A 24,188-nucleotide genomic window follows, 5' to 3' on the forward strand; every position below is an offset into this window, starting at 1 on the left:
CGTAGTACGCCGCCGATTCCAGGTCAATCGATGTCAGCAAACTGGCGCGCATTATTCGTATGACCAGCCCAACCATTTCTGGCCATCCGGTCCACCCGGCAACACAGCGCGATCCTCCGGTCGCGCAGTGCTACGAATCCCCTGCTCAACAACACAAAGCGGGAAATGTGCGCCGGCGGGCGCGGGGCGGACCGCTACCCGGCGCTCCCGGCCGTGGCCGCGTCGCGCAACTCCTCGGCCATGGCGATGACGAAGCGCCTCATCGGCGCGAAGTCGTCGACCGAGGACGTCTCCTGCAGGGAGAGCATGAGCTCCTCGCCGGCATGCGCACGCAAATAGAATGGGCTCTGATTATTGCGTTCCGACGACGACGTCTCAACACTCCAGTTGGTTTCCGCGGAGTCGTCGGCGGTCGCTGACGTAATGGCCGCCTGCGCCATGTCGCGAAAATTGTAGAAATAGCGGAACCCGCCGCCGACGCCATTCTTTCCGTATTCACTCACCGCGTCCGCGACCTTGTCCACGTCGAAGATTCCGTGCCGCAGCGACCGCAGCGACTCCCAATGCAGGCGGCGCGCGGCGGTCGGCAGATCCTCCCCGTCGACGTGGCGGGCGATCATCGGCGCCAACTGGTTCATCGACGTGACCAGGCTGCGCCATCTGGGCTCGAGGCGGTTACCGGCGAAGAGGCCGACGAGGTGGGTGTCGCGACCGGTCCGGGCGCGCAGCGCCGCCGCATACGCCGCGAACACCACGCTGGGCAACGGGATCCTCCCCTGCCCGGCTAGCAGTTGCGCATCGCGCAGCGAGGACGCCGAACGTAGCGTCGCCCATCGGGTCCGCGCGTCCGCGGACAGCTCATCCGCCGGTTCCGGCGCCTCGCCCACCACACGCCGCCAGTGCTCGACGGCGGCTGTCCTGCGGTCCGCCCACGCGTCGGAGTGCTGCTCCTCGGCAAGCTCCCTGCACGTCGGCGCTGACTCGCCGAGATCCTTTCCGGCGAGGAGATCAAGGAGCTCCGTGCCCAGTTGCAGCATCGACCAGCCGTCCGCGGTGATGTGCTGTACCGACACCACAAGGCATACCGGCCGGCCGGCAGAGGTGATCAGCCTCGCCCGCCACGGCATGTCCACGGCCAGATCGAACGGCTCGTCGCCAAGCTCCGCGCTCACTTGCCTGGCGAGCGCCGTGGCGTCGGCACCACCTTCCTGCACATCGAGCACGACCGGCTCCGGTGCCCAGACCAGCTGCGCGAGATCGCGGCCGAGGTCGAGCTGGTAGCGGGTACGCATCGCCTCGTGCCGCTCCTCCAGCGCCTCGAGCGCACCCCGCACGTCGGCGGCTGTGACCCCGTCCGGCAGCGGCCAGACCTGTCGCAGGTTGACCCCGCTCATTTGCTCCAGCGAGAAACGTTCAATCGAGCGCCACAAGGACAGCTGACCAAAGGTCAGCCTGGCTCTGTCGATCACAGTCATCGGTCCTCCTCGCCGGTATGGCTCACCGTAGCAGCGGCCCGATCAAGTTCATGATTTTGCCAGCCCTCGACCATAAGCGCGGATATGACACGGAGCAATCGATCACGTGCTGTACGCATTGGTCGGCGAGACCTACTCGCCGATGAATGTGATCCACGTCACATCTGTACCGGTGTTGTGACGTTTGTCGTTGACGGCCACAGTCGCTGATCCTTACTGTCTCATTCGCTCTTCGCGTCGCACACGCTCCAAGTCGGCAAAAGAGCGGTACCGGGAGGGACCTTCGGGATGCCAGCGCTAATCACCGTTATTGCTGGCTGCGTGTGGCACGGTAATTCACCGGTTCCTCGAGCCGAAAATGTGGAGGACGTCACACGATGAGTGACTGGGATGACCGGTTTCCGGCCCTGCTGAGCGAGAGCCTGCCAGAACTCCCAGAAGGGGCCGTCCTCGAATCGGATACCGACCTCGCCGCGGCCGGGCTCGACTCGGTTCAATTGATCAGTCTGGTCATGGCGCTGGAGGCGGAATACGGTGTGACCTTCGCCGACGAGTATTTCTCCAGTAAGACTTTTGCCACGCCCGGCACGGTGTGGCAGGCCGTACTAGAACTGCGGAGCGAGAAAAAAGAGGTGCCGCAGTCCCGGTGACTATCCGCCGCAACGAACGGTAGCGGAAAACAGGTATCCCAGCGTCGGGTCGTACTCCGCGAGCAACACCTGCCGCCCGCTTTCCTGCCAGCCGGACAGGCCACGCGAAAGCTCGAGCCAGATACCGGTGAACGGCTGGTTCTCCCGGCACACCCGTACGTCGCCGCCGACGCTCCGATCCGCTACCACCTCAGCCAGCTGTGCACCGAGAAGCACGGTCGGCTCCGACCGGTCGCCGGAAAGCCGGGCCACCTCGGCGGCCAGCACGTCGGCCACATGGTGCTCCGCCAGGTTCGTGTGCCGCCGGATCGACAGCGCACCCTGCGGCCCATCCGGTTCCAGCACCACGCCAACCGCCGCGGCGCGATCCGGAACCGGTGTGGGCACGGGAAGTTCGTGGTACAAGGTCGGTTGCTCGGCGACCAGCAGCACCGCTCGCCGGCAACCGCCGGTGCGTGCGTAACCGTCGATCAGATGCAGCGCGGTGAACGCGGCCAGCAGCCCCTGATCACAGACCGCGAACGCCAGCGGAGCACCCGCGCAGTGCCAGCTCAGGTATGTCGCGGTGGCACGGCCGAGGCGAACATCGGGGATGCCCGTAGCGAGCACGAGCAGATCGGCCGGACGCTCCTCGGACACCAGTTCGGCGAGCAGCGGCACGCACATCTCCCCGTAGGAATGACCGACGCCCTGCTCGATCAGATCCTCACGCACCGCGATCCCGTACGGAGCGGTCAAGTCGGCGACATAGGCTCGCAGCGTCGGGTTCACCGCCTGGCCGGTCAGCTCATCGAAGGTCCGGCCCGCCGCACTGTGCACTCGCACCTGCTTGCCGTCGCCGTTCAGGTCACCCGCGGTCAGCGGTCCGGTGGCGAACATTCCACGCATTCTGTTGGCTACCAGTCGTAGCCCAGGCGTTCCGCGAGGTCGCCGTAGCGCTTGCGGAAGAGCTTGAGGTGGTCGTCGGTGAGGTGGTTGCGCCAGTCGCCGGCGACTCCCTTGCGGTAGTGGCTCTTCTCGTCCTCCTCGCCGATCTTCCTTCCCCCGCCGGCCATCTGATCGAAGCTGCGGGTCCGCAACAACTCGTCGAGATAGCCGTCGGGTAGCAGGTCGAGCACCTCCCAGTGCGCGAGCATGCGCCGCCACTGCCCGACCGAGTCGCTGACCAGGTCCTCCATCCGAACGGCCAGGACGTCCGGAGCGTCGTAGTTCCACGACAGCATGTGATCGAGGAAGTACCCACTGAACTCGACCTCAGCCATCATTCCCGCGTCTTTGTCCATCTTGCGCAGGTTGATTCGATGCCGGATCAGCTCCGTCCACTGCACTCCGTCCACTTCGATCGGATGGGAGTTGCGATGGCTGAAGTAGGCGGACACCACCATGTCCCGCGGGTCTCGGAACAGGTGCACACCACGCGATTCCGGCAACGTGTCGACGTCCATCTGCCTGGCATTGGTCAACATCAGGAAATCCGGCCGCAGCGCCGCCACCGCGTCGCCGAGCGAGCCGTGCTCCGCCCACTGGTGATGGACGAAGTAGATCTGGAACCGCATGCCGAGCGTCGCCGCGATGTCCTGCACGATTGCCTTGGACCACATCGACGCCGCTCGATGCCTTGCATAAAACGCACGAAGCACGTGCCCCTCCTACAGGTCCTGGTCAGGCCAGTTCGGCGATCGCCCCAGAAAGCCCAGCATCCGGTCCGCCACCGGCGCGTCGTCGGCAACCGGAACCCGGTTTCCCCACGGCGCACCGGGACCACCCCACACCCGCGGGATGTCCGGCCAGCGCTGGCCCATTGTCAATACGGTACGGCAGGACTCCTCGTCCAGTGCTGGGTCCTGACCAACTGCCCGCGCCACATCCCAGCCGTGCACCAGGTAGTCGATGAAGTGCATGCCGATAGCACGGGAGCCCGGCATCTTCCCGTAGTCGAGCACCTCAACGGTCCGGTCGAGCACCGCGTCGTCGGCGAACGCCTCCGCCACCCGCCGTGCCGACTCCTGGTACGCGGCCTGCCAGTTCTCGCCAAGCGGCGGTCCCGCCCATACGTCCGGATCCGCCGGCCTCCCCTCCGCGGCGTCGGCGAAGCCGTGGTTGTTCGCGGTCATGTGCCGCAGCAACGCGGCAAGGTCCCATTCCACGCACGGTGTCGGTCGCCGCAGCCGGTCGTCCGACACGCTCGCCACGATGCGGCAGGTTGCCTCTGACACCCGCCTATCGAGCTCACGCAAGTCCATGCGGCAGACAGTACCCCGGGCGTGCCCACATGGAACGGATCGAAGACGTCCGCGCGAATCGGCGCACAAGCTACTCCATTCGGCCTACGTCGATTTGGTGCTGTGGTCGTGCATTTTACCCAACCATCGTCGGGGCCACGAAGGTAGAGTTCACCGTCGCCGCAACGACTTCGGCGAAACGAGACCTGGTAACTCGCGGTAGCGAAGCGTGTGGAGAACGAGATGGCAGCCAAGTCGGACATGCGGCCGAACTACGTGCGCAAGGCGCTGGAACTGTTCGCCGGGTACGCCGACCGAGTGGCGATCGTCGCCGGCGACCGGCGGCTCACCTTCGCCGAACTGCGCGCCGGCGTGCTGGACATCGCCGCGAACCTCGCCGAGCACGGTCTGCGTCCCGGCACAACGGTCGCGGTACTGGTCGGCCATCCGATCGAGGCGCCGATGCTGCAGCTGGCGTTGCACCTGCTCGGTTGCCGGACGGCGTGGATCTCCAACAGCGGAACGCCTGTCGAGCAGGACGCCTACCTCGCCAAGGTGCGACCGGACGCCTTCGTCTATGACGCGCGGACCCACGGCCAGCGGGGCCGCAAGCACACGGAAAGCCTTGGCGTGCCGGGGTTCTGCCTCGGCCCGAACGGCGTGGGGCCGGACGCGCTCGCCGCTCGCCCCGCCGGCGCCGTACCGTTCGACGTGGACACCGCGGCCGGTACGCCGGAGTCGGTGTTCCAGACCAGCGGTACCACCGGAATACCGAAACCACTGCTCCACACGGCAAACCTCTACGAGCAGATCCTCATGCTCGCCGAACAGATCGTCGCCGCCGGCGAACCACGCTACCGCCACCTCACCGTCACTCCACTGTGGATCGTTTCCGGACAGACCTCGGCATTCCTGTACCTGTTCACCGGATCCACCCTCGTCATCATGCGCTTCCTTGGTGCAGGGGAGTTTCTCGGCATCATCGAGCGGGAACGGATCAACTCCGCGTATGTCTCACCGTTGATGTTCCAGGACCTGCTCGACCATCCGGACTCGAAGAGCTACGACTGCTCGAGCCTGCACACGCTCAGCGTTGGCAGCGCGGCGATCACCCCCGCCCGGCTGCGGCAGGGCATCGAGCGCTTCGGACCGGTCCTCCGCATCACCTACGGGCTGTCGGAATCCCCGTTCATCTCGGCGTTTCCCAACATCAACTCCGATCCCGCGCGGCCGGGCCGGCTGCGGTCGTGCGGCACCACCTACGGCGACGTGCGGCTGCAGATCCGCGGCGAGGACGGCACGGTGCTGCCACCGGGCGAGAGCGGTGAGCTGTGGGTGGCCACCGAGCTCAACTTCGCCGGCTATGTGGGGATGCCGGAGTTGACCGCGGGAACCTTGGTGGACGGCTGGCTGCGTACCCGCGACGTCGGCCACGTCGACGAGGAGGGCTACATCCACCTCACGGGCCGGGCCAGCGACATGATCATCACCGGCTCCGGCAGCATCCACATCTTCCCCCGGCCGATCGAGGACGTCCTGGCCACGCACCCCGATGTACGGGAGGCCGCGGTGATCGGCGTGCCGGACTCCGACCGCGGCGAGGTCGCACACGCCTACGTCGTGCTGGCCGAGGGCGCGACGGTCACCGAGAAGGAACTCGGCGATCTGGTCGCCGGCAAGCTCAGCCGAACCTGGACGCCCCGCACGTTCGAGTTCATCGACGCGCTGCCGCGAACCGGTAGCGGCAAGACGAACCTCAACCAGTTGCGGACCAGGTACACCGCCGAGCACGCGGACAGTTCACTCGAGGCGGAGGAGCGGCCCACCGTCAGGGCCTAGTGTCGCGTGATCCTGTTCCTTTGCGTCCGCTGTGGTTCCACGTGGTTCCTGGCGAGGCGGAGGAAAGCCGCTCGTACTGGATGTACTTGGGCTTTTCTCCAACGCCGTAACACAGACAGGGGCCGCGTTGGCCGCAGCGGCGTAAAGGTTTCAGGGTCACGCGACACTAGTGCCGCACCACGAAAGGTTCCCCAGACGGGACCAACATCGCTGACCCGTTCAGCCGAACACCGCGCACACCGTGACAGGAATTCACATCGTCCGGCGTGTCGCGGCGCTTTCCCAGGTAGGGTGCAGCCGCTCGGATCCGTTGGCGTGCAACACATTGTGACTCACTACCGAAGAGTACCTGGAGTGTGTGATGAGTTCCCTGCCAGCCACCGGACCGGGTTACGTGTTGCGGGCACTGGAGCTTTTCGCGGAGTACGGCGACCGGGAGGCACTGGTGGTCGGCGAGACCCGGTTCACCTATACGGAACTCCGCGCCGCGGTCCTCGACATCACGGCGAACCTGGTCGACTCCGGTCTGCGGCCCGGCACCACGGTAGCGATGATGCTTGGCTATCCGCCGCAGGCACCGATGATCCAGCTCGCACTGCACCTGCTCGGTTGCCGCACAGCGTGGGTGTCCAACGCCGGCTCAGCGAGGGAGCTGGCCGCCTATCTCGACCAGGTGCGGCCTGAGGCACTGCTGTACGAAGTGGCCGCGCACGAGCAACGCGGCCGCGACATCATCGACCGGCTCGGGATTCCGGCGTTCTGCGTCGGTCCAGGCGACGCCGGCCCGGACATCCTCGCGCCGCGCCGCGCCGGCTCCGCACCGTTCGATGTGGACACCGCGACCGGCACGCCGGAGTCGGTGTTCCAGACCAGCGGTACCACCGGAATACCGAAACCACTGCTCCACACGGCAAACCTCTACGAGCAGATCCTCGCCCTCGCTGAGCAGATCGTCGCCGCCGGGGAACCGCGCCACCGCCACCTCACCGTGACGCCGATGTGGTTCGTCGCCGGGCAGACCTCGGCGTTTCTGTACCTGTTCACCGGCGGCACGCTGCTGGTCATGCGGTTCTACCGCGCCACGGAGTTTCTCGAGCTGCTGGCACGGGAACAGGTCAACTCCACGTTCATCACCCCGCTGATGCTCTACGAGCTGCTGGACCATCCCGACATCGACACGCACGATCTGTCCGCGCTGGACGTGCTGAGCGTGGGCACCGCGGCCAGCAACCCGGTACGGCTGCGCCAGGCCGTCGACCGCTTCGGCCCCGTCGTGCGCATCACCTACGGCCTGTCGGAATCTCCCTTCATCTCCGCGTTTCCCGGCATCGACGACGACCCGCGCCGGCAGGAGCGGATCAGCTCCTGCGGGCCGGCGTACGGCGACGTGCGGCTGCAGATCCGCGGCGAGGACGGCACGGTGCTGCCGGCGGGCAGGACCGGCGAGCTGTGGGTGGCCAGCAAGCTCAACTTCGCCGGCTACGTCGCCCGGCCGAAGCAGACCGCGGAGACGCTCGTCGACGGCTGGGTGCGCACCGGCGATCTCGGCTACGTCGACGACGAGGGCTACATCTACCTCACCGGCCGGGCCAGCGACGTCATCATCACGACCTACGGCAGCTACCACATCTTCCCGCGTGCGATCGAGGACGCGCTGACCACTCACCCGCAGGTCCGCGCGGCCGCGGTGATCGGCGTGCCACACCCGAAGCACGGTGAGGCCGCCCATGCCTACGTGGTACTCGCCGACGGCGCCACGGTCACCGAACAGGAGCTCAGCGAGCTGGTTACCGAGAAGCTCACCTGGGCGTGGGCGCCGCGGTCGTTCGACTTCGTCGACGATCTGCCCAGGACCGGCAGTGGCAAGACGAACACGCGGCAGCTGCGCGAGGAGTACGCGGCTGCGCATGTGTTGGTGGAAAGCACAACGGATTGAGCGCGGTCAGCGAGACAGCGGGCGCGAGCGGCACCGTCCGGCGGGTCGGGCTCATCGCGCTGCTGGCGGCACACATCGTGTCCATGCTCGGCAGCATCGTGACGACGGTGGCCGTGCCGTGGCTGGTGCTGGTCAGCACCGGCAGCCCGGCGAAGATGGGCCTGATCTCCGCGGCCTCCGTGATTCCCTCGCTGCTGGCCGGGGTGTTCGGCACCCCGCTGGCCGACCGGCTCGGCATCCGGCGCACGCAGATCGTCGCCGAGGGCGCCGCCGCACTGGCCATGGTCGCCGTCGCGGCCACGCCGGAGATCGGGTTCCTCCCGCTGGCCGCGCTGGTCGCGGTCAAGGGTGCGCTCACCGGTGTCGGTGGCCGTGCCCAGCATGTCCTGCTCCGGCCGGTCAGCGACGCCGCCGGCATGCAGATCATCCGGACTACCGCCATCTACGACGGGACCGGCAATCTGGCCATGGTGACCGGTGCGCCGCTGGGCGGCCTGCTGATCTTCTGGCTCGGACCACAGGGCGCGATCTGGTTCGACGCGGCGAGCTTCGCGTTGTCCGCGCTACTCGTCGCGCTGCTGGTGCATCCGCCGGCCGGCACCATGCCAGACCGAGAGGCGGCCGCGAACGAGCCGTACTTCACCGCACTGCGGCGCGGTGCCAGCCACCTGTGGCGGGATCGGCTGCTGGTCGGGATGCTCGCGATGACCTCGGTGATCAATCTGTTCACCGTGGCCAACTACGCGGTGTTCGTGCCACTGTGGGTGGACGAGCGGTTCGGCGCCGCGCCCGCGGTCGGCCTCATTCTCAGCGCGTTCGCCGGCGGTGCGATCGTCGGCAACATCGCCTTCACCATATTCGGCCCGAAGCTGCCGCAATACCTGACTTTCATCATCAGCCTGGTGTTGTGCGTCGCTCCCCGGCAACTGACGCTCGGGCTGACCGACAGCTTGGTCGTGGTGCTCGTCGTCTCGGTGCTCTGTGGCGTCACCCAGGCGGCGATCCGACCGATTCTCGGCGCGATGCTCTACTCCCGCGTTCCGGTCGAGCTGCAGAATCGCGTGTTCGGCATGGTGAGCGCGATCACCGGCAGTAGCCTCGCGTTCGGCGGAACACTCGCCGGGCTCGCGGTAGCCGGCTTCGGACTACAGCCGGCGATCCTCCTTTCCGGATCCCTGTGCTTGCTGGTGACCATGGTTCCGTTGCTGCGTTACCGGACCAGCGTGCACGGCCGGCTCAGCCAGTCCCCAGAATCCGAGCGGTAGCCGACCCCACAGCAACCACCTGACCGGACGCGTCCAGCAACTCGCCGGAAAGAAAGGCGATGGTGCTACCCCGGTGTACGACCCGTCCGTGACCCACCAGCCGCCCCGGCTTGGCCGGGCGCAGGAAGCTCACCTTGAGCTCGAGGGTCGCCCCGTACAGTCCGGGGTCCAGTGTGGCCGCCAGCGCGGGTCCCATGGTGTCGTCGAGCATGGCGGTGAGGAAGCCGCCTTGAACCGTCCCCGCCGGGTTGAGGAAATCGTCGGTCGCCTCGAAGGAAACCTCGATCTCGCCCCGCTCGGGACTCGCCTGGATCAGCGTCCAACCCAGCGTCCTCGCCGCCGTCGGCATCGGTGCCCGGCCGTCTACGGCGTCCCAGAAACCGTTCGTGCGTTCGCCCGTCATGAGCCGACATTAGTACGCCACCGACCACCACCATCCGCAGCGGGAGTTCGCGTACTCTCGCCTTCATGACCGCCCTACGAGAGGTCGCTGGCTACCTTCCGGATCGCCGAGTACCACTCGAGGAACTCCTCAGCGACTGGCAGCTACCGGCCTCCACGGTCGAGACTCTCCGGCGGTCCTACGGCTACTCGGAGGTCCGCCGCCAGAAGCCGGGCGAGACGCTTCTCGATCTCCTCGCACATGCCGCCCGCGGCCTGTCAGCGCTACCTGCCAACGAGAGTCAGATCCGCTATGTGCTCTACGCTCGCACCGTCCCGGTATCGCTGCCCCATCCGCTGAACCCGTTGCCAGAACTGTGCGAACTGCTCAACCTCCGCGCGGCGACCGCGTTCGCGGTCAGCCACCACGGTTGTGCTTCCGGCCTGCTCGCGGTGGACATCGCCGGGCGGCTGCTGGCAACGGACGGTGAGCCGGACGCCCTGGCGCTGATCCTTGCCGGCGAGCAGGTCTTCACCCTTGACGAGCAGCTGCGGCCGGAGGCCCAGATCTTCGGTGAGGCATCGGCGGCCTGCCTGGTATCCGCGGACGGCCCGCGCGATCGGGTACTGAGCTACGCCGCGCTGCAGCGCGGCGATCTCGACCACTGGGCACCCGACAGCTTGGACTACGCGGAGCGCTTCGCCAAGGAGTACGCGGTGCTGATGGGCGAGGTGATCAGCACGGCCGCCGAGCGGGCCGGGCTGCGCGTCGAGGAGCTTCGGCTGATCCTGCCGCACAATGTGAACGTGCGCTCTTGGCGGAAGGTATGCCAGCAGCTCGGCCTGCCGCCTACGGTGGTGTTGCTGGACAACGTCCCCCTGATCGGCCACACGTTCGCCGCGGACTCGTTCCTCAACTACCGCACCGCCGTGGACAACGGGCTGCTGTCCGCGGGCGACCGCTATCTCATCGTCTCGGCCGGTTACGGCGCGATCTTCTCGGCGATGGTTCTCGAACACTAGTGTCCCGGTACCTGGTACCAATGGCGGCACGCCATTTGGCGCAACCTGTTTGAGCGAATGCAGCTTGCGGTGGAGAACCGAACTCTAGATACTCTTGTTTGTATTGGTCTCTCTACCAAGGAGGTTTCACATGGTGAGCTTTGGTGGCGGCGAAGCCGAAGTTGCCTTCGGCGCCGACAGCATCCTTTCCGTACTTTCCGTTGTTTCCTTCGGCGGTGCCGAAGTATCCCGCTAGTTAACGCGAACCAGTGGGCCCGGGCCGCAGAAACGCGGTGCGGGCCCACTGTCGTTGAGAGAACTGTGCACGCGTCCGGTCAGTGCCTCTCGGTAGCTGGATCGTCGCTGGCCTGCTTACCCTCCTCGGCAGGCTGGGTATCGACGGCGAGCAGCCGGCCATGCACGCTGGGCCGGTAGCGTAGCAGTGGAACGATAGTCACCAACAAACACACGCTGCCGGAAATGAGTATCGCTTCGCGCAAGCCGAGTCCAGCGACCAGCCATCCGGCCATAATCCCACCGACGGCCAGGCCGGCCCGGCACACCGCGGCCACCAATCCGAATACCCGGTTCTGCAGCTGAACCGGAACTCGCGCGTAGAGCATTGCGCCGAGTATTGGACGAATGGCGGCCGCCGTCATCCCCGACGCGAATGTTATGACAATCACGTACACCAGTTCGTCGGTAATCCCGAGAATGAGCTGACGGGGTGCAGTGCACAACACGATGCTGACGATGAAGGTCAGGTACTGCGGAACCTTGGTCGCCACTGCGGTGAAGATGACGTTGCCAAGCACCACGCCCACTGAGTACGTCCCGAGAATGATCCCGATGGCAGGCGCCGCGCCGTAGACGTCGGACACCCACAACGGCACGAACACCGCGGAGTTCGCGATGCTGAACACGTTGGCCAACGTGACCATGAGCAGCATCCCGAACAGTAGCTGGTCGGCCCACAGGTGCCGGAAGCCCTGAAGCAACGCGGCCACATACCGCTCGTTCGCGGCGGCCCCGCTGTCTGGCAGGGAGCCTGCCGGCGGCCGGACCAGTGTGGCCACGATCAGCGCGCACGCCGCCATCGCCGCCGCGTCCGCCCAGATGGCGCCTTGCGCACCGAACAAGTAGATGAGCAGGCCACCCAGCGGGGCGCCGGTCAGCATGGCGACGTTGTTCAGCCCGTCGTAGATGGCGGTCACCCGGATCATGGGCATACCGGCTGCTTCACCCATCGGGCGCAGCATTACATGTTGCGCGCGGCCGCCGACACCGTTCAGCCCGCCACTCACCGCCACCATGGCCAGCAGCACACCGAAGTTGATGTCCGGGACGATGGCGACCACCGCCATGGACAGCGCGCCGCCCAGGCTGGTGACGATGACCGTGGCTTGCATACCGAGCCGGTCGGCAGCCGGTGTGGCGAACACACTGGTGAACAGGAACGGCACTGTCGTGGCCGCGGCGACCACGCCCATTTTGGTCGCACTGCCAGTGGTGGTGAGTACCAGCCAGGGAACGGCAACTATGGTCACCATCGAGCCCAGGGTGAACAAGGCGTAGGCGACCAGCAGCATGGCGAGCCCCGCTCTGCCGCCCGGCTGCCTCTGCTCGCTGAGATTCGTCGGCTCGCGGAGCTCGGTCATCGGATCTGCTCCTCGACCACCATGTGCCTACAGTCCGACATCGGAATCAGTCCTTCTTCAGGGTTTGGTTGATCGCCGCCGCGAGCTGCTGGCGGGTCGGCTGCACCGCGTGGTCCAACTCCAGCGAGAACGGCAACACCGCGCCGTCCGGCCGGGTCACCCGCGCGGGCGGGGCGGCGAGCGGGACCTGCTCCGCCACGGTCGCCAGGATCTCGGCGGCCACACCGGAGAAGCGGTTGCCGTCGTCGACCACGACCAGCCGCCCGGTCTTGCGCACCGACGCGGCGAGGCCGTCCCAGTCGAACGGGTACACCGTGCGCGGGTCGAACACCTCCACCGACGCCTCGCCGGACAGCTCGTCGGCGACCGCGAGCGCGTCGTGCACGAGGTGGCCGACCGCGACCACGGTGATGTCGGTGCCCGCGCGGTGCACCCGGCCGGAGCCGAGCGGGATCGGCGCGAGCGCGGCGAAGTCGACATCCTCGCGGACGCCGAGCGCGCCGGCCGGGGCGAACACCACCACCGGGTCGTCATAGCGGATCGCGGACACGAGCAGCCCGTAGGCGTCGGTGGGGGTGGCCGGCACGACCGTCGTCACCCCGACGTGCGCGAACAGGCTGTAGGGGTTGTCCGAGTGCTGACCCGCCCAGCCGGTCCGCGAGCCGGCGCCGGTCAGCACGTAGGTCACCGGCACCCGGCACTGCCCACCTGTCATCAGCGAGAACTTGTGCGCGTGGTTGACGATCTGCTCGAAGGACAGGAACAGCAGCGCCGGGATCTGGAACTCGATCACCGGCCGCATACCGGCGAGCGCGGCACCGGTGGCGAACCCCGTGAAACCCTGCTCGGACAGCGGCGTGTCGATCACCCGGTCCGGCCCGAACCGCTTCACCAGCCCGGCGGTCAGGTTCGACGCGGCGACCCGCACGTCCTCGCCGAGCACGAACACCCGCTCGTCCGCGGCCATCTCGTCGGCCAGCGCCCGGTTGAGCGCCTTGAGATAGGACAACCGCGGCATCAGACACCACTCCCCTGCCGCGGGCGCAACCCGCTCGCGTAGAGATCGTCGAGCGCGCCCACCGGATCGGGAAACGGACTCGCCAGCGCGAACGCGACCGCGTCGGCCAGCAACGTCTCGACCTCGTGGTCGACCCGCTCCCGCTCGACCGCCGCGAGCCGCGCGCCCTGGATATCCACCGGATCCCGGCTGCGGGCCCGCGCCAGCTCCCCGGCCGACCGGTAACCCAGCCGCGCCTTGTGCTCGAACGTGTGGTGGGCGTCGAAGCGCTCGGTGTGACACTCCAGGAAGGCCGGCCCGTCCCCCGCCCGCGCCCGCTCGACCGCGGTACGCGCCGCACCGAACACCGCCTCCGGATCCTGACCGTCCACCGTGGCCGCCGGAATACCGAACGCCTCGGCCCGCGCGGGGATGCCGCCCGCAACCGCGTCGGCCACCCGCATCGTCGTGGCCCAGCCGTTGTTCTCACACACGAACACCACCGGCACCCGCCACAGCGCCGCCAGATTGAACGCCTCCAGCAGCACGCCCTCGTTGACCGCGCCATCACCGAAGAAGCTCACCGCGACGGTGTCCACACCGAGCCGCCGCCGCGCCCACGCCGCACCCGTCGCGATCGACCCGGCCGCACCAACGATCGCGTTCGCACCGAACACGCCCACCCCGAAGTCCGCCGCGTGCATCGACCCACCGCGACCCCGGTTCAGCCCGGTCGCACGCCCACACAGCTCAGCCACCATCCGCGCCGGATCCGCACCCTTCGCCAGCACGTGCCCGTGGCCGCGGTGCGTCCCGGTCACGATGTCGTCCGCACCGAGCGCCGCGCACACCCCGGCCGCCACCCCCTCCTGCCCGGTATAGGGATGAATGCCACCGACGACGTCACCGGAGCGCACCAGCTCGATCGCCCGCTCCTCGAACCGCCGGATCAGCCGCACCATCCGGTACAGCTCCACAGTGGACTCGCCGGGCACGAGGCCGTCCCGGTGGCCACCGGCCGGACGATCCGGGTGGGCGCGGCTGGTCATGACAGCGTCACCGGCAGGGTCTCGTAGCCGCGCAGCATGAGCGTGTGCCGCTCCCCCGGCTCGGCCGCCAGCGCCAGGTCCGGGAATCGGCGCAGCAGCATCGGCAGGGCGAGCTGGCCCTCGATGCGGCTGAGTACCGCGCCGAGGCAGTAGTGCACGCCCATGCCGAACGACATCGGCTGTCCCTGGTCGCGGTCCGGGTCGAACACGTCCGGGTCGGGGAACTGGCGCGGGTCGCGGTTCGCCGCGCCCAGCAGCACCAGCACCCGGCTGTCCCGTGGCACCCGCACCCCGGCGAGCACCGTGTCCGCGCTCGCCCAGCGGATGCTGAAGTGCGTGGGCGGCTCGTGCCGCAACACCTCCTGGACGAAGCCCGCCGCGAACCGCGGGTCGGCCAGTACCTGTTTGATCTCGTGTGGACGGTTGAGCAGCAGCACGAGCCCGTTGCCGATCAGGTGCGTCGTGGTGACGAACCCGCCGTTGTACATGGTGAGCAGGTTCGCGAGCAGCTCGTCGTCTGCGAGTTCCCCGTCGCCGTGCACGATCACGCTGACGAGGTCGTCGCGCGGCTCCGCGCGCCGCTTCGCGACCAGCTCGGCGAAGTAGCCGGTCAGCTCCGCCGCGGCGGTGTCGGCGGCCTGCTGGTAGCGCCAGACCCCGACCCCGAGGTCGAGGATCGCGCCGAACGCCCGGACCCGTGCCGGGAACCAGTCCCGGTCGTCCTCGGGCACCCCGAGCAGCTCGCCCACCACGTCGCTGGGCACCGGCAGGGCGAACTCGGCGAGCAGGTCGACCGGCTCGCCGTGCGCGCCGAGCTCGGCGAGCCGGTCGAGGCGCCGCTCGATGATCCGCACGACCGCCGGCTCGAGCGCGGCCACCCGCCGCGCGGTGAACGCCTGCGCGAAAAGCCGGCGTACCCGGCTGTGGTCCGGCCCCTCGGTGAAGAAAATCGACTTGACCAGCGTCCGCAGCGCCGCGTGCGCCCGCCACCGCTGCGCGCCGCGCCGGTCCGGGTAGTCGCCGGTCATCACGTGCAGGGCCGGGTCGCGCAGCGCCTGCTGCACCGCGTCGTACCCGTGCACCACGACGTCGAAGCGGTCCGCCGGGTCCGGTAGCACGCACACCGGCCCGAGCCGGTGCAGCCCGGCGTAGTGCGGGTACGGATCCAGCCGTCCCTCGCGGGACAGCAGCGCCTTCAGCGACGCCGTCTGTCCCGTGTGGATGGTCGTCATGCCGGTACCGCCTCCAGCATGCTGTCGGCGTCGGGCCCGCTGCCGTGCCGGACGGTCCGCAGCGCGAACCCGGCCCGCTCCAGCAGCCGCCGGTAGTCGGCCTGGGTGCGGTCGTGCCCCTCCATGAGCACGAGCATGAGCAGGTCGACCATGCCCTTGCCGGGCCCGGGCTCGATCTCCGCCTCGGGCAGCAGCTGCTCGAGGACGATCAGCCGCCCGCCGGGCGCCCCGTCAGTTGTCATCGCCTCGCGCACCTTGCGCAGGATCAGCTCGGCCCGCTCGTCGGTCCAGTTGTGCAGCACCCGGGCGAGCACGTACGCGTCGCCGCCGGCCGGGACCGCCTCGAAGAAGTCGCCCTCGACGAGCTCGGCCCGGTCCTCGACCCCGGCCTCGGTCACCGTGGTCTTGGCCTGCCGCACCGCCTCCGGCAGCTCCAGCAGCACCCCGCGCAGCGCCGGGTACCGCAGCAGCGCCTCGGTCAGCAGCCCCGCGCTCCCGCCGCCGACGTCGACCAGCCGCGTCACCCCGGTCAGGTCGCCCAGGGCGAGCGTGGCCGAGACCTGCGCCCCGTTCATCGCCTCCGCGAACGTGGCGGCGAGCTGCGGCTGGCCGGCGAGGTAGGCGTAGAACGGCTCACCGTAGATCGACTCGAAGGCCGGGGATCCGGTCCGCACCGTGTGCATGATGTCCGCGAAGGACCGGAACACCTCCTCCCCGTCGAGGACGGCCATCTGCCGCAACGACGCGGGCACGTCGGACCGCAGGAACTCGGTCACCGACGTCAGCGCGTAGGTCTGCGGCGCGGTCTGGCGGAACAGACCCATCGAGACCATCGCGCGCAGCAGCCGGTTCAGCACCCGCGGATCGGCGCCGCACTCCGCGGCCAGCTCGGCCACCGGCCGCGGGCCCGCGGCCATCGCGTCCGGCAGGCCGAGCTTGGCCACGGCGTAGCAGGCCTGCGCAACCCAGCTGCTCGACAAGATGCCGAGCAGCTTGCGCCGCGCGAAGACACTGCTCACGACCGCGCCTCGCAGGCTCGGCCCGGTCGCTCGCGGTCGCCCTGCGCTATTGGCTCGTAGTGCACGTAGTCGTTGTGCCGCTGGACGTTGCCGTTGCCCGGCGCCCAGTACGCCAGCCGCGGCGGTCGCGACGGCAGCCGCCGCGACCGCTCCCCGGCGCAGTACCGCTCGCTCGCCCCGACGAGCTCGTCGACCTCGTCGTCGGTGAACAGCTTCTTCGCCAGATACCAGCCGTGCCGGGCGTAGCGGGCCACGTCCTCATCGGAGGGCAGCAGGCCCAGTTCCCGCTCCGAGAGCGCGAAACGCTCCGTCGTCGTCATCTCAGGCAACTCCCGTGAGCTCGCGGTTCTTGGCCTCGTACAACGCCTTGATATTGCCGCTGCCGAACGTCAGCGCACCCCGGCGCTCGATGACCTCCAGGAACAGTGTGCGGCGCACATGCATCGACTCGGTGAAAATCTGCAACAGGTGCCCCCAGTGGTCGCGGTCCACGAGCACACCCACGCCCCGCAGATCCGACACCGGCACCACCAGGTCGCTCATCCGCTCACGCAGCGCCTCGTAGTAGGTGCCCGGCGTCTTCGCGAACTTCACCCCCCGCTCCCCCAGCGCCCGCACCGCGGCGACGATGTCCTCGGCGGTGAACGCGACATGCTGCACGCCCGCCCCGCCATGCCAGCGCAGGAAGTCGTCGAGCTGCCCCGCCTGGCGCGCGGTGTCCGGCTCGAGGAGGGTGAACGTCACCAGCTTCGAGGCGCTCTGCACGACCTTGGAGAACATGCCCTGCTCGCCGACCTGGATGTACTCCTGGAAGATCTCCTCGAAACCGAAGACGTCCTCGTAGTACCTGACAGTCGCGTCCAGCGTCTGGCTCGGCACACACACCGCAAAGTGGTCGATCAAGCCCAACAGCCGACCCTCGGCCGCCGTGTCCACCTCGGACATCGTGAACACGCCCGGGAGGAACTCCGCCCGCGGCCCGTCGCGCTGCACCAGCCGGTGCACCACGTCGCCGAACCCACCGACCTCCGCGGTCGTCACCGCCGCGTCCGCCACGGCGTACTTGGCAGGCGCCGACACCGGGGCCGCGCCACGCTCGACGAGCGCCGCATAGGTCGCCTCGACCCCGTCAACCTCCATCGCGATCACCGCGACACCGTCACCGTGCCGGCTGACGAACTCGGCAGCCGGGTGGTCCCGGACCAGCGCCGAGGTCAGCACCATCCGGACCTCGCCCTGGCACACCAGCAGCGAACGCTGCCCCTTGAGGCCGGTCTCCGGTCCGCCCTGCCCATGGACCCGGAAGCCGAACGCCGTGCAGTAGTAGAACGCCGCCTGTCGTGCGTCACCCACGTACAACTCGATGTGATCGATCCCTGAAACCTTCATCTGTCCTGACCGTTCCGCTTGTTCACGGTGCTCGCGTCACCGAGGACCACACTGACGTTCTGCCCACCGAAACCGAAGGAGTTCGAAAGCGCGAAGTCCGCTTTCCTCGCACGCCTCGCGCACCACCGACGCGAGCTCGTCGCCCAGCGAGCCCGCGTCCGGCAGGGTCACGCATCCTCGACCACCATGACCTTCTCGCGTAACACGTCGACGGCGCCCGTGATCGTGCTCATGCGGCCGAACTGGGCATCATCGAGCTCTATCTGCACGCCGTAGCGCTGTTCCACCTGGTGCACGAGCCAGGCGAGCTGGATCGAGTCGATCCGCTCGCCCACCTCGTCCACCGGCCTGTCGCCGAAGCTGGCGACCATCGCCACGACGTCCTTGCGGTCCAGGGCCGGCTCGCTCACGCCTGCCCCGCGCTGGCCACATTGCCGACGCGCTCGGCGACCGTCCGGGTGAACTCGCCGACGGTCATCAGCGCGAGCTCCTCGGACTCCTCCTCCGCGAACCGCACGCCGAACCTGTCCTCGACCCGGACCGCGAGCTCGGCGAGCGCCAAGGACTCCAGGTCCACTCCGGCCGGGCCGAGCGTGCTGTCGTCCTCGATACCCTCGGTGTCGTAGTTCATCTCCGCCAAGGTCTCGAGGACGAACGCACGGATCTCCGCAGCCTGCATTGCCTACCTTCTCTCTGTGTGCGGCTCACGCACGCTCGGTTTCTTCGGCCTGGCACGGAAGACCGCGGCGCGCAAGCACCGCGCGATCACGGACGAGCTTGCCCGTCGTGATGCGGGGCAACGCCGCCGGTACGTGCATCGTGCGCGGGCGCTTGTACCCGGCCACTCGCTCGGCCAGTGCCGCCTCGACTCCCGGGCCGGTGGCGGTGTCCTCCAGCTGGACGTACGCGGTGATCTCGTTGTCGTACAAGACGACCGCGCCGACTACACCGGAGACCTCGGTCAGCGCGTGCTCGACCTCGGTGAGGTCCACCTTGAGTCCGCCGACCGACACCTGGGAGTTGGCCGCCGAGGCGCCGCACCGCCTGGTCGAGCTCGTACTGGGTCAGCCGGTGATCGATCAACACCGCCTGCGCCCCGATCCGCCACACCGCAAGGAGATTGGCAACGTAGGCCAGCGAGGGCGGCAGCCGCGGCGCGACGCAACCGCCCTGCCGCAAGCCGGCCGCGGCCAGCGCCTCGCGGCGCTCTGCGACCAGTTGGCGCAGTACCGACTGGGCGATCGGACCAGTCGACAGGTGCAATGGGACGTTTTTGTCCGGACCGGCCAGCAGGACGTCGTCCACCCATTCCGGCCCGACCTCGGAAGCGGACTCCGCCTTCATTCCCGCGAGCACCGTAGGCCCTCACAAAATTTGCAGCCTAAATCAGCCCCAAACAGGGGCTGTGACGTACCGGGCTGCTATGCCTCTCAACCCGACAGCGGTGGACTGTACGTCAATTCCCACGCCCTGAGAAGCAGAAGACTCAATAAAGCTTTACGTACTTGTTTGATAACGCAACGTCAGTCACCGCAGGTGACCGCGCCGGTCGTGATACGGCCGGGCGGACGAATCGCCTGGCAACAAAGGACTATGGCGACCTGCTCCGACAAGCGCCGCCGCGCGCGCGAGGCCGAGGACCGCTCGCGGGTCCGGCACGGACCGTGCAGATCGGACAATTCGCCCCGATGGGTCATCGCATTCGCCGGATGGTGCCCACCGAACGGGCGCGCGTACGGGTTAGCGACGCATCCGCCGTTCGGCCATACGGATGAAGAACGCCGACCCGCGGATCGCGACTTTGTCCGGCCCTTCATCACACGCAGTGACGGCGACTGGACCAATTATCGCGGATTTCTGGGCGCCCGGTTCTCGGTATTTACGGGAAGAATTACATAACGCGTGACCGAGATTTCGCGCCTTTATCCGGCCGGCTGCGCCGCCGGCCCTGCCATGCGGTAGGCGTCGCTGGGCGTGGCCGGCACGGCCGACGAGGCCGTGACCGGCCACTGGTTTACGTCTGCCGATCTTCGGCGGCCCTGCTGTCACAGCTTCACCGAGTCTTGAACAGACGGAAAAACCGGACCGGAGGAGCATTTCGTTCATCCGGAACATCGGGATCACCGCTTCCGCGACGTTTCGGCCAATTACGGGACATGTCCTGGACACCATTGAGGACCTGCTGCGGAACGGCCGGTGAACACGGTCAGTGCGCCCGCACGTGGCCTCCGCACAGGACGCGGATTGGACCGTCAGGGTGAACCCGTCAGCGTGCGTCCAGGAACGCGGTGACGGTCCGCTCGAGCCACCTCGGATCGTCGAGCCAGGGGAAGTGCCCACTGCCGGGCCGCACGGTCAGCTCAACGAGCACGGTCATCTCGTAGCCGTAGTACTTCGGTCCGAAGCTGACCGTCCACGTGATCTCGGTGCCGCCGGCCACGTCGACCCGTCGCGGAGCAAGCGATACACCCTCCCGGCTCAGCGGAGGTCCGTGCGGACTTCTTGATCACATAGCGACGCACCCACCGGGGTCCTAGGCGAGTTCCGCCGGAAGTGCCGGGTCGATCAGCCGTCAGACGACGCAGAACTCATTGCCCTCCGGATCCGCCATCACGACGTGGTCACCGCGCCCGTCCATCGAGTGCTCCTCGATGAACGCGGCCCCCGCCGCGGTGAGCCGCTCGACCATCTCGAGCACCCGCGGCCACCGCTGCTCCCACGGCGTCCGCCGGCCGCCACCCACCTTGACGTCGATGTGCAAGCGGTTCTTGACCACCTTGGACTCCGGAACCCGCATGAACGAGAGCGTCGGCCCCACGCCGGCCGGGTCCTCGAGATACGCGCCGTCGCCCCACTCCTGCTCCGGCACGTCATGGGCGACCAACCACTCGCGCCAGGTCGCGAAACCCTCCGGTGGCGGCGGCTCCACATACCCCAGCGCCAGCGCCCAGAACGTGGCCAGCTCACCCGGACGCGCGCAGTCGACGGTCAGACCCCACATAGTCACGACGCGGACAGTACCGCCGGCCACCGACAGCTCAGGAGAATCGGCGCGCGGCCTCGTCGATCGCCCGCCGGGCGTCCGCGGCGAGCGTCACGACCAGCGACCCGGCCGGCACCTCGCGGGCGAGCTCGTGCGCCTGCCCCGCCCACAGCGACATCGCCTCCGGGTCGCCCGCCCCACGCAGCGGCCGGGTCAGGTGGTGCACGTGCGGGTACGCGGCCGGCGCCGCCGCCGAGTGCTCGGTCAGGAACCGGTTGACCAGCCCGCGGGCCGGACGACCGGTGAACGCCCTGGTCACCGCGGTACGCCCGGCGCGCCGCAGCGCCGCCCGGTGCTGCATGGTGGTGCCGGCCTCCGGGCACAGCAGGAACATCGTGCCCAGCTGCGCGGCGCGCGCGCCGGCGACCAGCACGGCCGCCACGTCGGCGCCCGCGGACAGCCCGCCCGCGGCGATCAGCGGCAGGTCGACCGCGGTGGACACCTTGCGCAGCAACGGGAGCAGGCCGGTGTCGTCGATCGGATCGACATTGTGGAAGGTGCCGCGGTGCGCGCCGGCCTCCGCGCCCTGCACGCACAGCGCGTCCGCGCCGGCCGCCACGGCCTCGACCGCCTCGTCGGCCGAGGTCACGGTCACCACGACCGAGCTGCCCGCGTCCTTCAGCTCGACCAGCACGCCGGGATCCGGGCAGCCGAAGGTGAAGCTGACCACCGGCACCCGCTCCTCGCGCACCACCGCGAGCTTGCCCGCCCAGCCGTCGTCGTCGTCGAACGCGTCGCCCAGGCCGACCCGGTAGCGCCGCGCCTCCGCGGCCAGCCGGTCCCGGTACCTGGCGAGCGCCGGTCCGTCCACTCGGGACGTGTCGGGCACGAAGATGTTGATCCCGAACGGCCCGTCGGTCAGCTCGCGGGTCGCCTGGATCTGCTCGCGCACCGCGTCCGCGGTCAGGTAGCCGGCGGCCAGGAAGCCGAGCCCGCCCGCGTTCGACACGGCGGCCGCGAGCGCGGGCGTGGACACGCCGCCGGCCATCGGCGCCTGGACGATCGGGTGGCGCAGCTCATCGAGGAACATCGGGGAACTCCTGGTCCAGCAGGCGAAGCAGCGGGATCGCCTTGACCGCGGTCTCCGCGAGCTCGGCGTCCGGTTCGGACAGTGCGATGATCGCACCGCCGACACCGTAGGACACCCGGTCCGGCTCGACCACGAGAGTGCGGATCACGATGCTGAGGTCCGCGCTTCCGTTCAGCGAGAAGTAACCGAGCGCACCGGAGTAGACCCCACGCGGGCCGTCCTCCAGCCTGTCGATGATCGACATCGTACGGATCTTGGGCGCGCCGGTCATCGAGCCCCCGGGGAACGCGGCTCGCACGCAGTCCACCGCCGTCGCGTCGGGCCGCAGCCGCGCGCGGATCGTGGACACCATCTGGTGCACGGTGGCAAAGGTCTCGACGGCGAACAGCTCGGCCACCCTCACCGAGCCCAGCTCGGCGACCGAGCCGAGGTCGTTGCGCACCAGGTCGACGATCATGAGGTTCTCGGCACGGTCCTTGACGCTCGCGGCCAGCTCCTCGCGCAGGGCCGCGTCCTCGGCCGGGGTCGCGCCGCGCGGCCGGGTGCCCTTGATGGGCCGGGACTCCGCGGTCCCGTCGGCGGACACGCGCAGGAACCGTTCCGGCGAGGCGCTGAGCACGCTGAGGTCGCCGAGTCGCAGGAGCGCGCAGAACGGCTCCTGGTTGGTGCGGCGCAGCGCCCGGTAGGCGGGCCAAGGGTCGAGCTTGCCGTGCGCGGTGAGCTGGTTGGTGAGGCAGACCTCGTAGGTCTCGCCCGCGGTGATCTCGCGCTGGCACTCGGCGATCAGCCGCCGGTACGCGTCGGGTTCGTGGCGCGCGCGGAGCGGGCCGAGCTCGGCGTCGAACGGCTCGGCGTGCTGCGGGCGCACGGCGTTGAGCGTCGTCTCGGTCTCGTCGAGCCACGCGACGTTGCCCGGATGGTCGAGCGCGAGCAGGTGGACCGCGCGGTCGTGGTGGTCGATCGCGACGGCCCGGTCGGCGAAGATCATGGCCGCGTCGGGCTGGCCGGACCGGTGCACGTGCGCGCCGCCGCACTCGGCCTTCAGCTCGTAGCCGAGGTAGCCGACCCAGCCGAGCGCGAAGTCGAACGGCAGGTCCGGGGCGGCGACGCGGTGCGCGGCCAGGTCCCGCGCGAGCCAGTCCACAAAGGACCCGATGGTGGTCCGGCCGCCGGCCGCCGAGCGGACGGTGACCGTCCTCGCCGCGACGTCCGCGGTGACCACCCTGGCGAGCGGACCGGCGGCATCGCCGAGGAAGGAGAACCGCTCCCCGTTCGCACTGTCCAGCCAGAACGCGTGGGCCGAGTCCTTGTAGAGGCCGTCGAACACGGCCTCTGCCGGTACGTCCAGCGCGATCCGCCGGTGCAGCATCGTGGCCGCCGGCTTCGTGCGGGCACGCACGACCGGCCGCTCCCGGCGGGGCGCACCGAGGAAGTTCGCGAGCAGCCGGTGGCCGTGCTCGGTGCGGATCGACTCGGGGTGGAACTGGACGCCCCACTGCGGGCGGTGCCGGTGCCGTACGGCCATGAGCACGCCGTCCGCGGTGGTCGCGATCGGCTCGAGGTCCGCGGGCAGCCGGGTGACGGCGAGCGAGTGGTAGCGCACGGCGTCGAACGGCGACGGCAGGCCGGCGAGGATGTCCTGCTGGCGGTGGTGCACGGGCGAGACCTGGCCGTGCCGGACCTCCTGGGCCTGCCCGACCGCGCCGCCGTGCACGTGGCAGATGCCCTGGTGGCCGAGGCAGACGCCGAGCAGCGGGATGCCGGCGGCGCGGATCACCTCGGCGCAGACGCCGAAGTCCCGCACCCGTTCGGGGCGGCCGGGGCCCGGCGAGATGATGACGTTGTCGAACCGGTCGAGCTCACCCACCGTCCAGCCGGGCTCGTCGTTGCGGATGACCGCGGGCGCCACGCCGGTGACCGAGCCGACGTGGTGGACCAGGTTATAGGTGAACGAGTCATAGTTGTCGATGATCAGCGTGCGCATCCGCCACCTCGCGAAGG

General features: G+C 68.8%; 24 protein-coding genes. 5 read left to right on the forward strand and 19 right to left on the reverse strand.

The window, feature by feature from the left end; all coding sequences use genetic code 11:
* Positions 1-194: 194 nt before the first annotated feature.
* Positions 195-1,475 carry a condensation domain-containing protein gene (locus GEV28_RS14135; RefSeq protein WP_291412475.1) on the reverse strand — a complete coding sequence of 427 codons (1,281 nt, stop codon included), beginning with the start codon at positions 1,473-1,475 and terminating at the stop codon, positions 195-197.
* A gap of 377 nt (positions 1,476-1,852) precedes the next feature.
* On the opposite strand from GEV28_RS14135, the gene GEV28_RS14140 reads away from it, so the two are divergent.
* Positions 1,853-2,125 carry a phosphopantetheine-binding protein gene (locus GEV28_RS14140; protein ID WP_291412477.1) on the forward strand — a complete coding sequence of 91 codons (273 nt, stop codon included), beginning with the start codon at positions 1,853-1,855 and terminating at the stop codon, positions 2,123-2,125.
* Here GEV28_RS14140 and GEV28_RS14145 read toward each other — a convergent pair whose 3' ends face one another.
* The 3 genes from GEV28_RS14145 to GEV28_RS14155 all read right to left on the reverse strand — a co-directional run bounded on the left by GEV28_RS14145 (position 2,126) and on the right by GEV28_RS14155 (position 4,368).
* Positions 2,126-2,896: a hypothetical protein gene (locus GEV28_RS14145; protein WP_291412479.1), complete on the reverse strand. Its 771-nt coding sequence runs from the start codon at positions 2,894-2,896 to the stop codon at positions 2,126-2,128.
* Between the two features lie 125 nt (positions 2,897-3,021).
* Entirely contained in the window at positions 3,022-3,726 is a 705-nt protein-coding gene (locus tag GEV28_RS14150; protein ID WP_291412481.1) for a sulfotransferase domain-containing protein, read from the reverse strand.
* Between the two features lie 48 nt (positions 3,727-3,774).
* Positions 3,775-4,368 carry a TIGR03086 family metal-binding protein gene (locus GEV28_RS14155; RefSeq protein ID WP_291412483.1) on the reverse strand — a complete coding sequence of 198 codons (594 nt, stop codon included), beginning with the start codon at positions 4,366-4,368 and terminating at the stop codon, positions 3,775-3,777.
* A gap of 222 nt (positions 4,369-4,590) precedes the next feature.
* Here GEV28_RS14155 and GEV28_RS14160 point away from each other — a divergent pair, with 222 nt between their 5' ends.
* The 3 genes from GEV28_RS14160 (at position 4,591) to GEV28_RS14170 (ending at position 9,387) form a co-directional block, all read left to right on the forward strand.
* Positions 4,591-6,186, forward strand: coding sequence for a class I adenylate-forming enzyme family protein (locus GEV28_RS14160; protein ID WP_291412485.1), 1,596 nt, complete (start codon positions 4,591-4,593; stop codon positions 6,184-6,186).
* A 361-nt stretch (positions 6,187-6,547) separates the two neighbouring features.
* Positions 6,548-8,122 (forward strand): AMP-binding protein, encoded by a 1,575-nt coding sequence (locus tag GEV28_RS14165; protein ID WP_291412487.1) that lies wholly within the window; start codon positions 6,548-6,550, stop codon positions 8,120-8,122.
* Positions 8,119-9,387 carry an MFS transporter gene (locus GEV28_RS14170; protein ID WP_291412489.1) on the forward strand — a complete coding sequence of 423 codons (1,269 nt, stop codon included), beginning with the start codon at positions 8,119-8,121 and terminating at the stop codon, positions 9,385-9,387. Before GEV28_RS14165 ends, GEV28_RS14170 begins: the two co-directional genes overlap by 4 nt.
* On the opposite strand, the gene GEV28_RS14175 is transcribed toward GEV28_RS14170, so the two are convergent.
* On the reverse strand, positions 9,359-9,790 hold the full coding sequence (locus GEV28_RS14175; RefSeq protein ID WP_291412492.1) for a PaaI family thioesterase: 432 nt from the start codon (positions 9,788-9,790) through the stop codon (positions 9,359-9,361). The two genes, GEV28_RS14170 and GEV28_RS14175, sit on opposite strands and share 29 nt — an antisense overlap.
* 65 nt (positions 9,791-9,855) lie before the next feature.
* Here GEV28_RS14175 and GEV28_RS14180 point away from each other — a divergent pair, with 65 nt between their 5' ends.
* Entirely contained in the window at positions 9,856-10,791 is a 936-nt protein-coding gene (locus GEV28_RS14180; RefSeq protein ID WP_291412493.1) for a 3-oxoacyl-[acyl-carrier-protein] synthase III C-terminal domain-containing protein, read from the forward strand.
* Positions 10,792-11,105: 314 nt separating this feature from the next.
* Here the strand turns inward: GEV28_RS14180 and GEV28_RS14185 are convergent, their stop codons facing one another.
* The 14 genes from GEV28_RS14185 to pabB all read right to left on the reverse strand — a co-directional run bounded on the left by GEV28_RS14185 (position 11,106) and on the right by pabB (position 24,171).
* Positions 11,106-12,428: an MFS transporter gene (locus tag GEV28_RS14185; RefSeq protein WP_291412495.1), complete on the reverse strand. Its 1,323-nt coding sequence runs from the start codon at positions 12,426-12,428 to the stop codon at positions 11,106-11,108.
* A gap of 46 nt (positions 12,429-12,474) precedes the next feature.
* Entirely contained in the window at positions 12,475-13,446 is a 972-nt protein-coding gene (locus GEV28_RS14190) for a transketolase C-terminal domain-containing protein (RefSeq protein ID WP_291412497.1), read from the reverse strand.
* Positions 13,446-14,474 (reverse strand): thiamine pyrophosphate-dependent dehydrogenase E1 component subunit alpha, encoded by a 1,029-nt coding sequence (locus GEV28_RS14195; protein ID WP_291412499.1) that lies wholly within the window; start codon positions 14,472-14,474, stop codon positions 13,446-13,448. The genes GEV28_RS14190 and GEV28_RS14195 overlap by 1 nt, the downstream gene beginning before the upstream one ends.
* The gene (locus GEV28_RS14200; protein ID WP_291412501.1) at positions 14,471-15,706 is read right to left on the reverse strand and encodes a cytochrome P450; all 1,236 of its coding nucleotides are present in this window, start codon (positions 15,704-15,706) and stop codon (positions 14,471-14,473) included. The genes GEV28_RS14195 and GEV28_RS14200 overlap by 4 nt, the downstream gene beginning before the upstream one ends.
* Positions 15,703-16,725, reverse strand: coding sequence for a methyltransferase (locus GEV28_RS14205; RefSeq protein ID WP_291412503.1), 1,023 nt, complete (start codon positions 16,723-16,725; stop codon positions 15,703-15,705). Before GEV28_RS14205 ends, GEV28_RS14200 begins: the two co-directional genes overlap by 4 nt.
* Complete coding sequence (locus GEV28_RS14210; RefSeq protein ID WP_291412505.1) at positions 16,722-17,045, reverse strand: hypothetical protein; 324 nt, start codon at positions 17,043-17,045, stop codon at positions 16,722-16,724. Before GEV28_RS14210 ends, GEV28_RS14205 begins: the two co-directional genes overlap by 4 nt.
* A 1-nt stretch (position 17,046) precedes the next feature.
* Positions 17,047-18,114: a 4-hydroxyphenylpyruvate dioxygenase gene (hppD, locus tag GEV28_RS14215; RefSeq protein WP_291412507.1), complete on the reverse strand. Its 1,068-nt coding sequence runs from the start codon at positions 18,112-18,114 to the stop codon at positions 17,047-17,049.
* A 167-nt stretch (positions 18,115-18,281) separates the two neighbouring features.
* A complete protein-coding gene (locus GEV28_RS14220) occupies positions 18,282-18,524 on the reverse strand; it encodes a phosphopantetheine-binding protein (protein ID WP_291412509.1) in 243 nt (80 codons plus the stop codon).
* A complete protein-coding gene (locus GEV28_RS14225; RefSeq protein WP_291412511.1) occupies positions 18,521-18,793 on the reverse strand; it encodes an acyl carrier protein in 273 nt (90 codons plus the stop codon). The genes GEV28_RS14220 and GEV28_RS14225 overlap by 4 nt, the downstream gene beginning before the upstream one ends.
* 25 nt (positions 18,794-18,818) lie before the next feature.
* Entirely contained in the window at positions 18,819-19,106 is a 288-nt protein-coding gene (locus tag GEV28_RS14230) for a hypothetical protein (RefSeq protein ID WP_291412513.1), read from the reverse strand.
* Positions 19,107-20,380: 1,274 nt separating this feature from the next.
* Positions 20,381-20,554: a hypothetical protein gene (locus GEV28_RS14235; RefSeq protein WP_291412515.1), complete on the reverse strand. Its 174-nt coding sequence runs from the start codon at positions 20,552-20,554 to the stop codon at positions 20,381-20,383.
* A gap of 132 nt (positions 20,555-20,686) precedes the next feature.
* Positions 20,687-21,115: a VOC family protein gene (locus GEV28_RS14240; protein ID WP_291412554.1), complete on the reverse strand. Its 429-nt coding sequence runs from the start codon at positions 21,113-21,115 to the stop codon at positions 20,687-20,689.
* A gap of 37 nt (positions 21,116-21,152) precedes the next feature.
* Entirely contained in the window at positions 21,153-22,187 is a 1,035-nt protein-coding gene (locus GEV28_RS14245) for a nitronate monooxygenase (protein ID WP_291412517.1), read from the reverse strand.
* Positions 22,174-24,171 (reverse strand): aminodeoxychorismate synthase component I, encoded by a 1,998-nt coding sequence (gene pabB / locus GEV28_RS14250; RefSeq protein WP_291412520.1) that lies wholly within the window; start codon positions 24,169-24,171, stop codon positions 22,174-22,176. The genes GEV28_RS14245 and pabB overlap by 14 nt, the downstream gene beginning before the upstream one ends.
* Between the last annotated feature and the right edge of the window lie 17 nt (positions 24,172-24,188).

The organism is Actinophytocola sp., from assembly GCF_009379765.1.
GTDB lineage: Bacteria > Actinomycetota > Actinomycetes > Mycobacteriales > Pseudonocardiaceae > Actinophytocola.

What these genes read in the sequence shown, in the direction of transcription:
- GEV28_RS14160 (WP_291412485.1), top strand. Translation starts at nt 4,591, where the DNA reads ATGGCAGCCAAGTCGGACATGCGGCCGAACTACGTGCGCAAGGCGCTG.
- GEV28_RS14135 (WP_291412475.1), bottom strand. Translation starts at nt 1,475, where the DNA reads ATGACTGTGATCGACAGAGCCAGGCTGACCTTTGGTCAGCTGTCCTTG.
- GEV28_RS14195 (WP_291412499.1), bottom strand. Translation starts at nt 14,474, where the DNA reads ATGACCAGCCGCGCCCACCCGGATCGTCCGGCCGGTGGCCACCGGGAC.
- hppD (WP_291412507.1), bottom strand. Translation starts at nt 18,114, where the DNA reads ATGAAGGTTTCAGGGATCGATCACATCGAGTTGTACGTGGGTGACGCA.
- GEV28_RS14180 (WP_291412493.1), top strand. Translation starts at nt 9,856, where the DNA reads ATGACCGCCCTACGAGAGGTCGCTGGCTACCTTCCGGATCGCCGAGTA.
- GEV28_RS14190 (WP_291412497.1), bottom strand. Translation starts at nt 13,446, where the DNA reads ATGCCGCGGTTGTCCTATCTCAAGGCGCTCAACCGGGCGCTGGCCGAC.
- GEV28_RS14140 (WP_291412477.1), top strand. Translation starts at nt 1,853, where the DNA reads ATGAGTGACTGGGATGACCGGTTTCCGGCCCTGCTGAGCGAGAGCCTG.
- GEV28_RS14150 (WP_291412481.1), bottom strand. Translation starts at nt 3,726, where the DNA reads ATGTGGTCCAAGGCAATCGTGCAGGACATCGCGGCGACGCTCGGCATG.
- GEV28_RS14245 (WP_291412517.1), bottom strand. Translation starts at nt 22,187, where the DNA reads ATGTTCCTCGATGAGCTGCGCCACCCGATCGTCCAGGCGCCGATGGCC.
- GEV28_RS14225 (WP_291412511.1), bottom strand. Translation starts at nt 18,793, where the DNA reads ATGCAGGCTGCGGAGATCCGTGCGTTCGTCCTCGAGACCTTGGCGGAG.
- GEV28_RS14165 (WP_291412487.1), top strand. Translation starts at nt 6,548, where the DNA reads ATGAGTTCCCTGCCAGCCACCGGACCGGGTTACGTGTTGCGGGCACTG.
- GEV28_RS14185 (WP_291412495.1), bottom strand. Translation starts at nt 12,428, where the DNA reads ATGACCGAGCTCCGCGAGCCGACGAATCTCAGCGAGCAGAGGCAGCCG.
- GEV28_RS14240 (WP_291412554.1), bottom strand. Translation starts at nt 21,115, where the DNA reads ATGTGGGGTCTGACCGTCGACTGCGCGCGTCCGGGTGAGCTGGCCACG.
- GEV28_RS14200 (WP_291412501.1), bottom strand. Translation starts at nt 15,706, where the DNA reads ATGACGACCATCCACACGGGACAGACGGCGTCGCTGAAGGCGCTGCTG.
- GEV28_RS14210 (WP_291412505.1), bottom strand. Translation starts at nt 17,045, where the DNA reads ATGACGACGACGGAGCGTTTCGCGCTCTCGGAGCGGGAACTGGGCCTG.
- GEV28_RS14155 (WP_291412483.1), bottom strand. Translation starts at nt 4,368, where the DNA reads ATGGACTTGCGTGAGCTCGATAGGCGGGTGTCAGAGGCAACCTGCCGC.
- GEV28_RS14175 (WP_291412492.1), bottom strand. Translation starts at nt 9,790, where the DNA reads ATGACGGGCGAACGCACGAACGGTTTCTGGGACGCCGTAGACGGCCGG.
- pabB (WP_291412520.1), bottom strand. Translation starts at nt 24,171, where the DNA reads ATGCGCACGCTGATCATCGACAACTATGACTCGTTCACCTATAACCTG.